At 66.1% G+C, this 10111-nt stretch carries 8 protein-coding genes; 4 read left to right on the top strand and 4 right to left on the bottom strand.

Annotation, left to right across the window (positions count from 1 at the left end):
* Nucleotides 1-360 (top strand): SIS domain-containing protein (locus AB4Y98_RS20175; protein ID WP_442245023.1); only part of this gene is annotated, 360 nt, incomplete at its 5' end.
* 86 nt (nucleotides 361-446) lie between these two features.
* On the opposite strand, the gene AB4Y98_RS20170 is transcribed toward AB4Y98_RS20175, so the two are convergent.
* The 3 genes from AB4Y98_RS20170 to AB4Y98_RS20160 form a co-directional block, all read right to left on the bottom strand.
* Nucleotides 447-1850 carry a mannose-1-phosphate guanylyltransferase/mannose-6-phosphate isomerase gene (locus AB4Y98_RS20170; protein ID WP_442245022.1) on the bottom strand — a complete coding sequence of 468 codons (1404 nt, stop codon included), beginning with the start codon at nucleotides 1848-1850 and terminating at the stop codon, nucleotides 447-449.
* A 14-nt stretch (nucleotides 1851-1864) separates the two neighbouring features.
* On the bottom strand, nucleotides 1865-3211 hold the full coding sequence (locus AB4Y98_RS20165) for a phosphomannomutase (RefSeq protein WP_442245021.1): 1347 nt from the start codon (nucleotides 3209-3211) through the stop codon (nucleotides 1865-1867).
* A gap of 96 nt (nucleotides 3212-3307) precedes the next feature.
* On the bottom strand, nucleotides 3308-5929 hold the full coding sequence (locus AB4Y98_RS20160) for a DEAD/DEAH box helicase (protein ID WP_442245020.1): 2622 nt from the start codon (nucleotides 5927-5929) through the stop codon (nucleotides 3308-3310).
* A gap of 173 nt (nucleotides 5930-6102) precedes the next feature.
* Here AB4Y98_RS20160 and AB4Y98_RS20155 point away from each other — a divergent pair, with 173 nt between their 5' ends.
* Entirely contained in the window at nucleotides 6103-6834 is a 732-nt protein-coding gene (locus tag AB4Y98_RS20155) for a CoA transferase subunit A (protein ID WP_025878484.1), read from the top strand.
* Nucleotide 6835: 1 nt separating this feature from the next.
* Nucleotides 6836-7462: a CoA transferase subunit B gene (locus tag AB4Y98_RS20150; protein ID WP_363729709.1), complete on the top strand. Its 627-nt coding sequence runs from the start codon at nucleotides 6836-6838 to the stop codon at nucleotides 7460-7462.
* A gap of 33 nt (nucleotides 7463-7495) precedes the next feature.
* Here the strand turns inward: AB4Y98_RS20150 and AB4Y98_RS20145 are convergent, their stop codons facing one another.
* A complete protein-coding gene (locus tag AB4Y98_RS20145) occupies nucleotides 7496-9394 on the bottom strand; it encodes a glycoside hydrolase family 99-like domain-containing protein (protein ID WP_442245019.1) in 1899 nt (632 codons plus the stop codon).
* A gap of 118 nt (nucleotides 9395-9512) precedes the next feature.
* On the opposite strand from AB4Y98_RS20145, the gene AB4Y98_RS20140 reads away from it, so the two are divergent.
* Nucleotides 9513-10100, top strand: a complete 588-nt coding sequence (locus tag AB4Y98_RS20140) for an alpha-ketoglutarate-dependent dioxygenase AlkB family protein (RefSeq protein ID WP_442245018.1) — start codon at nucleotides 9513-9515, stop codon at nucleotides 10098-10100.
* Nucleotides 10101-10111: the final 11 nt, after the last annotated feature.

The raw sequence follows: 10111 nt of genomic DNA, 5'->3' as shown, positions 1-10111 counted from the left end.
TCGTACATCCACGCCGAGGCCTACCCGGCCGGCGAGCTCAAGCACGGGCCGCTGGCGCTGGTGGACGAGGACATGCCGGTGGTGGTGATCGCACCCAACGACAGCCTGCTGGAGAAGGTCAAATCCAACATGCAGGAAGTGCGCGCGCGCGGCGGTGAGCTGTTCGTGTTCGCCGACCAGGACAGCAACTTCAACGAGTCCGAGGGCGTGCACGTGATCCGCACCCCGCGCCATGCCGGCGTGCTCAGCCCGGTGGTGCACACCATCCCGGTGCAGCTGCTGGCGTACCACACCGCGCTGGCACGCGGCACCGACGTGGACAAGCCGCGCAACCTGGCCAAGAGCGTTACGGTGGAGTAAGGTCGCGCCAGAACGCCAGAGCGGCTTTGGCTCTGGGTGTTGCCGCAACCAATTGCCGGGCCGTAGGCCCGGCAATCAAACAACCCTCAACTGCGCCCGTACGTATCCTCGAACCGGACGATGTCATCCTCGCCGAGGTAACTGCCGGACTGCACTTCGATCAGTTCCAGCGGCAGCTTGCCCGGGTTGCGCAGGCGATGGGTCACGCCCAGCGGGATGTAGGTGCTCTGGTTCTCGCTCAGCAGGATTACTTCATCGCCGCGGGTAACTTCGGCGGTGCCGCTGACCACGATCCAGTGCTCGGCACGGTGGTGATGCATCTGCAGGCTCAGCGTACCGCCGGGCTTGACCGTGATCCGCTTGACCTGGAAACGCTCGCCGTTGTCGATGGAATCGTAGGCTCCCCACGGCCGGTACACCTTGCGATGCCAGGTGGCTTCGCTGCGGCCATCAGCCTTCAGCTTCGCCACCACCGTCTTGACCTCCTGCATGCGATCGGCCTTGCCGACCAGCACTGCATCGTCGGTCTCGACCACGATGACATCATCGAGCCCGACCATCGCCACCAGGCGCTGGCCATAGGCATAGGTGTTGCGGCAGTCGATGGCGATCACATCACCTTGGTGCGCGTTGCCATCGCCATCCTGCTGCGAGACATCGCGCAGTGCCGTCCAAGAGCCCACATCGTTCCAGCCGGCATCCAAGGGCACGACGACGGCATCGGCGGTCTTTTCCATCACCGCATAGTCGATCGAATCTGAAGGCACCGCAGTGAACGCGTCCTTGTCCAGCCGGGTGAAGTCGGCATCGCGGCGCGCGCCCTCCCATGCCGTGCGGCAGGCCGACAACATGGCCGGCTGCAGGCGTTCCAGCTCCTGCAGGTAGCGCGAGGCCTTGAACAGGAACATGCCGCTGTTCCAGTAGTACTGGCCACTGGCCACGTAGCCGGTGGCGGTTTCAAGGTTGGGCTTTTCGACGAAGCGTTCGACTGCGCGCACGCCCTGGCCATCGGCGGCCTTGATGTAGCCGTAGCCGGTTTCCGGGCCGGTCGGCACGATACCGAAGGTGACCAGTTTGCCGGCTTCAGCGGCGCCGGCGGCCGCCTGCACCGCAACGCGGAACGCGGCTTCGTCGGTGATCACGTGGTCGGAGGGCAGTACCAGCAACAGCGCATCGGCGCCGTCGCGGGTGGCTTCCAGCGCGGCCACGGCAATGGCCGGGGCGGTGTTGCGGCCGACCGGCTCGAGGATGATCGCGGCCGGCTCGGCGCCGACCTGCTGCAGTTGTTCGGCAGCAACGAAGCGGTGTTCCTCGTTGGCAATGACCAGCGGGCCACGGCTGGCAATGGGGGCCACGCGCTGCCAGGTCGCCTGCAGCATCGTCAGCTCACCGGCCAGAGGCAGGAACTGCTTGGGGTACGCCTCGCGCGACAAGGGCCACAGGCGGGTGCCGGAACCCCCGGAGAGGATGACGGGCTGGACGGTGTTCATCGGGACATCTCCGCTCAGGACTTCAACAGCGTGGCGATTTCATCGGTGCGTGCCTGCATCAGCGCTGCATCCCCGCGCGATTCCACGTTCAGGCGCAGCAAGGGCTCGGTGTTGGAGCTGCGCAGGTTGAAACGCCAGTCGCCGAAGTCGGCACTGATGCCATCGGTATGATCCAGCGCCGGCGACTGCGCGGCGAAGTGTTCCATCACGCGGGCCACGGACGCCTTCGCATCGCTGACCTTGAAGTTGATCTCGCCACTGCACGGATAGGCGGCCATGCGGTCTTCGACCCAGTCGGCCAGCGAACGCCCGCTTTCGGAAATGAGCTGGGCGATCAGCAGCCAGGGGATCATGCCCGAGTCGGCATAGGCGAATTCGCGGAAGTAGTGATGGGCGCTCATTTCGCCGCCGTACACCGCGTCCTCTGCGCGCATCTTCTCCTTGATGAAGGCATGGCCGCTCTTGCACAGCACCGGCACACCACCCGCCTGTTCGACCATCTCCACGGTGTTCCAGACCAGGCGTGGGTCATGCACGATCTTGCCACCCGGGTTACGGTCCAGCGCCGCCTTGGCCAGCAGGCCGACGAGGTAGTAGCCCTCGATGAAGCGCCCGCTGTGGTCGAAGAAGAAGCAGCGGTCGAAATCGCCGTCCCAGGCAATGCCGAAGTCGGCGCCGTGCTCGCGGACCGCCTCGGCCGTGGCGGCGCGGTTCTCCTGCAGCAGCGGATTGGGAATGCCGTTGGGGAAGCTGCCATCGGGTTCGTGGCAGATGCGGATGAACTCGAACGGCAGGTGCGGCGCCAGCAGGTCGACGATGGCGCCGGCGCCACCATTGCCTGCGTTGACCACCAGCTTGAGGGGCTTGAGCTTGGTGCTGTCCACATAGGACAGCAGATGCTGGATGTAGGCGCTCTTGTCGTGCTCGCTGCGTTGGCCTGCGGTCGGCGGCTGCGGTGTTGCGCTGTCGGCCGCCACGGCATCGGAGATCGCGAACAGGCCGGTATCGGAACTGATCGGCCGGGCGTTCTCCTTGACCAGCTTCATGCCGTTGTAGTCCATCGGGTTGTGGCTGGCGGTAACCATCACACCGCCTGCTGCACCGCGATGGTCGGTCTGGAAATAGACTTCCTCGGTGCCGCACAGGCCGATGTCGATCACTTCCCGGCCCGCGCCGCGCAGGCCCACCGCCAGCGCGTCCTGCAGCGCCAGACTGGTCAGGCGCACGTCGTGCCCCACCACCACTGGCCCGGGTGACAACTGATCGGCCAAGGCCACGCCGATCCGGCGGGCGAGGTCTTCGTTCAGTTCTTCCGGCACGCGGCCGCGGATGTCATAAGCCTTGAAGGCGGGCAGGGGCATCGCTGGAATCCTTTGTCAGATCAGTTGGCTAGTGTAATCCCAGCCTTGTATGGGAATCGTTTCCATAGCCCCAACGCTGCCTGACCGCCGAAGTGGTCACGTGCGGGTGGCCCTGCGTCTGCCTGCCGCGCGTTTGGCCGGCGCGCCGGGCAGGGGAGACAGCAGGGCCTCAAGGTCGGCTGCGTCGAAACGTGGGCCTGTGCCGCCACTGCCCTCCAGGATCGCGTCGGCCAGGTCGGCCTTGCGCTGCTGCAGCTCGGCGATCCGTTCCTCGACGCTGCCGGCGGTGATCAGCTTGTAGACGAACACCGGCTGGTCCTGGCCGATGCGATGGGCACGGTCGGTGGCCTGGTTCTCGGCGGCCGGGTTCCACCAGGGATCGAAGTGGATGACGGTGTCGGCGGCCGTCAGATTCAGGCCTACGCCACCGGCCTTCAGGCTGATCAGGAACACCGGAACCTCGCCCTGCATGAAGCGCTGCACCGGCGTGACCCGGTTCTGGGTGTCGCCGGTCAGGGTCACGTAGGCCAGGCCCAATGCATCCAATGCCTGCGCAATCAGGGCCAGCATGCCGGTGAACTGCGAGAACAGCAGGATGCGCCGTCCTTCTTCGACCATGGAGGGCAGCATCTCGCGCAGCAGGTCCAGCTTGGCCGAACCGGCAGCGCGAGCGGGTGTCTCGCCTGGCAGCAGACGCGGATCGCAGCAGACCTGGCGCAACTTCAGCAACGCGTCCAGTACCACGATGTGATTGCGCGCCAGTCCGCTGCCGTTGATCGCATCGCGGACCTGCTTTTCCATTGCCGCACGCACGGTTTCGTAGAGATCGCGCTGGGCGCCTTCCATCGCCACCGTGCGGGTGATGACCGTCTTTGGTGGAAGCTCGGAAGCGACCTGGTCCTTGCGCCGGCGCAGGATGAAAGGTCGCAGCCGCTGGGCCAGCAGCTGAGCACGCCGCTGGTCGCTGCCGCGTTCGATGGGATGGCGCCAGTGCTGGTTGAACTGTTTTTCGCTGCCGAGCAGGCCGGGCAGCAGGAAGTCGAACTGCGTCCACAGCTCGCCCAGATGGTTCTCCAGCGGGGTGCCGGTCAGGCACAGGCGATGACGCGCCTGCAGCGTGCGCAGCGTGGCCGCCGCGCGCGACCTGGGATTCTTCACCTGCTGTGCCTCATCCAGGATCAGCAGATGGTAGGAATGCGCCTGCAGCGCCTGTTCGTCGCGCCAGAGCAGGGGGTAGGTGGTCAGTATCAGATCATGTGCGGCAATGGCGCCGAACTGCGTGTCACGTGCGGGTCCGTGCAGGGCCAGTACGCGCAGATCCGGGGTGAAGCGCGCAGCTTCACTCTGCCAGTTGTGCAGCAGTGACGTCGGCATGACCACCAGTGCCGGTTTGTCCAGGCGGCCGCTCTGCTTTTCAACCAGGAGATGGGCCAGCGTCTGCAGTGTCTTGCCCAGGCCCATGTCATCGGCCAGCACGCCGCCCAGACCCTGCTGGCGCAGGTACTGCAGCCAGGACAGGCCTTCAAGCTGGTAGCTGCGCAGCGTCGCGCGCAAGCCCTGGGGCGCCGGGACAGCGGTCATCGCCGGTGCGTCCAGCAGGCGCTGAACGCGTGCGCGGGTATCGTTGCTGCTGTGCAGTCGCAGCTGCGCGGCTTCCTGCAGTGCCTGCAGGCGTCCGCGATCGTGCGCCTGCAGGCGCAACGGTTGCCCGTGGTCGCCGAACAGATCCGCCAGCAGCGCGATCACCGGTTTCAGGCGGCCTGCGCGCAGGGCCAGGCGTTCATTGCCGGCCGTCGTCAGAAGTACGTTCTCGTCATCGCCGATCGCGTCCAGCTGGCCGCGCAGCCAGCGCGGATCGGACTGCAGTACGCCCTGCAACAGCGGAACCAGCGCAACGCTGCGGCCATCGACGTCAATGGTCAGGGCCAGGTCGAATGCAGTGCTGTCGGTGGGCATCGACCGCACATCCAGGTCGATCTCCTCCACCCGGGTGATGCGATGGCGGAAGGCATCGTCAGTCTCGATCTTCCAGCCCAGCGCTTCCAGCCGCAGCACGTCCTCCAGCAGGAAGCGGGTCCAGTCGAAACTGCGCAGCTCGAACAACGGGCCGCCGCCGTCCAGCACGACGCGCGGTTGCCGCTCGCGGTGCAGGTGGACGCTGTGCAGTTCAGCTTCACGCCGTGCCTCCCCGGCCAGGTCACGCGGCAGCAGGTAGAGCTGGCCCTCGGCGTCGTGCACGAACAGCGATGGGTCGTCGAGAAAACGCACGTGTTCGTCGTACTCGAACGCTACGGTGGCGACGTCGAGCCATTGCGAGGGGTCACGATCGGTGAGCCAGGCAGGTCGGTATTCCATGCTGTGCAGATGCAGGATCGGCGTCATCGCCTGGATCTGCAGGGTAGGCAATATCGGATCGGCGGCCGCACGCAGCGAACCCGGTTCACCCTCCAGTGAGTTCCGCAGTGCGGCCAGCAACACGGCGGCGACATGCTCGCAGTGCGTGCCAGCCGGACAGGTGCAGCGACTCTGCAGGGGGCTGTGCGGGGTGCGGGCGCTGGCATCCAGGTCGATCGCTACCTGCCAGCCCTCGACCTGGGCGGTCAGCAGCGGTGACCGGTAGCCCAGCTCGCGCACTGCCGACACGTGGTGGTTGCCCTTTTCCAGCGTCCCGGCATCCAGCCAGCGGGACAGTTCCCCTCCGGTGAATACTTCGGCCATGCGTCGTCCTGTCCTCTCCATCTACAGCACGCGTTGCCAAGGGCACCGCAAGCGGGAAAGGGAACATTCTACGGATTGGCAGCCCGGCATGCCGGTTCATGCTGCGGCGCATCTCAGCCGGCGTCGGGTGTGCCGCTAGAATGGCGGCATTCTCACCGGGTAGGGCAGTAGAGATGCAGCAATCAACTTCCAGCGGCACGCGCAGCAAGCGTTTCGCCTCTGCGGCGCAGGCCCTGCAGGGCGTGGTCGCCGATGGCCAGACCCTGGCCGTGGGGGGCTTCGGCCTGTGCGGCATTCCCGAGGCACTGATCGCCGCGCTGCGCGACAGTGGTGCCAAAGGCCTGACCGTGATCTCCAACAACGCCGGCGTCGATGGCTTCGGCCTGGGCCAGCTGCTGGAAACCCGGCAGATCAGCAAGATGATTTCGTCGTACGTGGGCGAGAACAAGGAATTCGAACGACAGTTCCTGGCCGGCGAGCTGGAGCTGGAGTTCAATCCGCAGGGCACCCTGGCCGAGCGCCTGCGTGCCGGCGGGGCGGGTATCCCAGCGTTCTTCACCGCCACCGGTTACGGCACCGTGGTCGCCGAGGGCAAGGAAACCCGCGAGTTCGATGGCAAGCACTATGTGATGGAAACCGCGCTGCGCGCCGACGTTGCCCTGGTCAAGGCCTGGAAGGCCGACGAGGCCGGCAACCTGGTGTTCCGCAAGACCGCGCGCAACTTCAACCCGGCCTGTGCGATGGCCGGCAAGGTCTGCATCGTGGAAGTGGAGGAGGTGGTGCCGGTCGGCAGCATCGATCCGGACCAGGTGCATCTGCCGGGCATCTACGTGCACCGCATCGTGCACAACCCCACCCCTGAAAAACGTATCGAACAGCGCACCATCCGTGCGGAGGGCAACTGACATGGCATGGACCCGCGATGAGATGGCGGCGCGCGCTGCGCGTGAACTGACTGATGGCGCCTACGTGAACCTGGGCATCGGCCTGCCGACGCTGGTGGCCAACCACATCCCCGAGGGCGTGGACGTATGGCTGCAGTCGGAAAACGGCCTGCTGGGCATCGGTCCGTTCCCGACCGAGGCCGAGGTGGACGCCGACCTGATCAATGCTGGCAAGCAGACGGTGACTGCGCGCGCCGGTGCCAGCTACTTCGGCAGCCATGACAGCTTTGCGATGATCCGTGGTGGCCACGTCAACCTGGCCATCCTCGGCGCGATGCAGGTGACCGACAAGGGCGACCTGGCCAACTGGATGGTGCCCGGCAAGATGGTCAAGGGCATGGGCGGCGCGATGGACCTGGTGGCCGGCGTGCAGCGCGTGGTGGTGCTGATGGAGCACACCGCCAAGAACGGCGAGCACAAGATCCTGGCCGAATGCACGCTGCCGCTGACCGGTGTGGGCGTGGTCGACCGCATCATCACCGACCTGGCGGTGTTCGATGTGACCGATGACGGTCTGGTGCTGGTGGAGACCGCCGCGGGCGTGGGCGAGGATGAGTTGAAGGAAAAGACCGGCGTCGCGTTCCGCTGACGGGCATCGGTCCCGTGCCCCGCAGGGCCAGCATCAGTGCTGGTCCTGCGCTGCCGCGATAACGTAGCCTGCGTTGATCACGATGTCCGGCAGCAGCTGGGCAAGCGCTCCGGACGCATCCATTGCGTTGAGTTCGCTGGGATGGAGATGCGCATCCAACAGAGGTCTGAGGGCTTCTGTTCGCAGCCAGGCAGCGCGGACGATTCGTGGCATCGGGCGCTGAGCCAGTCCCAGGCGGGTCGCCCAGCGAAGATGGCTGCTGCAGACATCGGTGCCTTCCGGCGCGGCTATTGGCATCATCCCCAGCGACGGCCGTTGCGTGAATTCCTCAAGCACCTTTTTTATCGCGCCCGCTGTCGGTATGTGCTGCGGGACGGTGTTCCCGCGCATGTCCAGCCAGCATGCCAGCAGAGCGCCCTCCGAGGAATGCTCCTGCAGTAGTTGAAGCAGGCTGGTCAGCGCATTGCCGGCATGGCCGATGACCTCGGCCGGTGCGTTCTGCGGGCGCAGGGCGGCAGGCACGAACAAGCGATACTGCACCCCGAGGTCGCCCGCAGCAGTGAGCACCGCGGCGATCGCATCGGGATCGTCAAGCAGGACCATCAAGCAGGCACGCGCCTGACCTGGCGGTGGGGCCGGGGACAAGGCCTCGCGCGTCGCCTGCAGCCATGCATGCCCCAGCCGCGCGTCTGGCTCGAGCACCGCCCCCTCGGCCCATTCGTTCCAGGCGTTGATGAAGACCAGGCGTTGCTCTGCCGGTACTGCCGACAGCCGCTGATGCACTGTGGTGCGCAGCCAGTCGCGGTAGCCGCGCGGCGAGGCATGCAGGTACACCCGGCCGCGGCCGGAGCGACGCGCTTCGTTGTCCCAGCCAGGGTTCACGCCGGGATACAACGGATAGTCCGGCAACGGGCGCGTACTGATCTCGGCAGCGAGTTCACGCCAGTCGCGGACATCACCATTGAAATCGGGATTGAGCAGCCACTGCCGCGCCGACAGCGAGGAAGGGTTGCTCATGTTCGGAGGGAACTCGACTGCTGCGTCGAATCCGATGTCACGTGGGTCAGGCCGTTCAAAGCCTTGAACGTAGGCCAGATGGATCTCGCCCACGCCATTGTCGCGACACCAGCGGCGCCAACGGTCGGCGGTGGCACGTGCATCGGGCAGCAGATGGGGGCGGTAGACCAGCAGCATCGGCAGGCCATCGACCTTCAACGCGCGCCGGTCGCGCAGATAGGGCGCGATGTGGGCGATGAAGGCCAGATCGTCTTCGGCGCTGTGCTGCTGGCCGATCAGGATGTCATCGTCGCGCCCGTCCCAGCGCCGCGCCCAGTTCTCGTTGGCCCAGCACAGGCAGAACGGCAGGTCGATGCTGTCGTCGTCAAGCCACTGGCGCAGCGGGTCTTCCATCAGCGTGCGGCCGCTGAACCAGTAGTAGTAGAAGCAGAACGCGCCGATGCCATACTCCGCAGCCAAACGCGCCTGGTCACGCATCACTTGCGGATTGCGCAGGTCGTAGAAGCCGAGGTCGGCAGGCAGGCGTGGCTGCACATGGCCTTCGAACTGCGGCAGGGCACGGGTGACATTGCGCCATTCTGTAAAGCCCTTGCCCCACCAGGCATCGTTCTCCGGGAACGTGTGGAACTGCGGCAGGTAGAACGCCACCAGGGTAGCGGGCAGTGGCGAGGGCAGGATGCCTTCGCGCCAGGGGACGTGGCCGATCGCTGGCTCGTCGGCGCGCCACCGCAATTGGGCACTGGGGCGCGGTCCGCTGGCGTCCTGCTGTCCTTTCGGCGGCGGCGGCACCCAGTCGCCATGACGGGCCAGCCAGCGCGTGCGCAGACGGTCGCGCTGCCCTTCCGACAGCGGCAGCGCCCGAAAAGCTGCACGCAGCAGCGGGAACAGCACCTGACGCAAGCGGGTGTTGGTCATCGGACGCGTTCCGGTAAGGGGGAACGGAAACTCGGCATCACATTGAGAGCATCGGTCATGCCCCCATTTTCGGGGTTGGCGGCCACGGCGGCAAACATGGCCGTGCTAGCGTTGGTCGATGCTGTTCCCGACCGACATTCCCGACGCTGACGTCCGCCATTTGCCAGGCTGGTTGCCTGGTGGGCAGGCTGATGCCCTGCAGCAGGCGCTGCAAGCCGAAATCCCGTGGGAAACCCACCGCATCCGCATGTTCGGCAACTGGGTGGATTCACCGCGGTTGAGCTGCTGGATCGGTGATCCGCAGGCGCGTTACCGCTATTCAGGCGCCGAGTTCATCCCGCATCCATGGCCGCCGATGCTGCAGGCACTGCGCATGCGCCTGCAGGAACAGGGCTCGGGCGAGTTCAACAGCGTACTGCTCAACCGCTATCGCGGCGGCACCGACTACATGGGCTGGCACAGCGATGACGAGCCCGAGCTGGGGCCGGCCCCGCTGATTGCGTCGTTGAGCCTTGGGGCGGCGCGACGGTTTCTGCTGCGCCGACGGGACGATCCGGCACGCAAGGCCGAATTTCTGCTGGCTCATGGCGACCTGCTGCTGATGGGCGGCGCTACCCAGCGCCACTACCAGCACGCGCTGCCGAAGATGGCGCGGGTGCAGGGTGAGCGCATCAACCTGACGTTCCGCTGGATCCATCCGCGTTGACCGGGCTTCGC

The organism is Stenotrophomonas sp. 2YAF26 (assembly GCF_052114625.1).
GTDB lineage: Bacteria > Pseudomonadota > Gammaproteobacteria > Xanthomonadales > Xanthomonadaceae > Stenotrophomonas > Stenotrophomonas indicatrix.
The sequence above is the reverse complement of the archived record's forward strand: the minus strand, read 5'-3'. Positions and strand labels throughout refer to the sequence as shown.

Excerpts from the sequence above, each read along its gene's own strand:
- AB4Y98_RS20170 (WP_442245022.1), bottom strand. The coding sequence starts at position 1,850 with ATGAACACCGTCCAGCCCGTCATCCTCTCCGGGGGTTCCGGCACCCGC.
- AB4Y98_RS20165 (WP_442245021.1), bottom strand. The coding sequence starts at position 3,211 with ATGCCCCTGCCCGCCTTCAAGGCTTATGACATCCGCGGCCGCGTGCCG.
- AB4Y98_RS20160 (WP_442245020.1), bottom strand. The coding sequence starts at position 5,929 with ATGGCCGAAGTATTCACCGGAGGGGAACTGTCCCGCTGGCTGGATGCC.
- AB4Y98_RS20155 (WP_025878484.1), top strand. The coding sequence starts at position 6,103 with ATGCAGCAATCAACTTCCAGCGGCACGCGCAGCAAGCGTTTCGCCTCT.
- AB4Y98_RS20150 (WP_363729709.1), top strand. The coding sequence starts at position 6,836 with ATGGCATGGACCCGCGATGAGATGGCGGCGCGCGCTGCGCGTGAACTG.
- AB4Y98_RS20145 (WP_442245019.1), bottom strand. The coding sequence starts at position 9,394 with ATGACCAACACCCGCTTGCGTCAGGTGCTGTTCCCGCTGCTGCGTGCA.
- AB4Y98_RS20140 (WP_442245018.1), top strand. The coding sequence starts at position 9,513 with ATGCTGTTCCCGACCGACATTCCCGACGCTGACGTCCGCCATTTGCCA.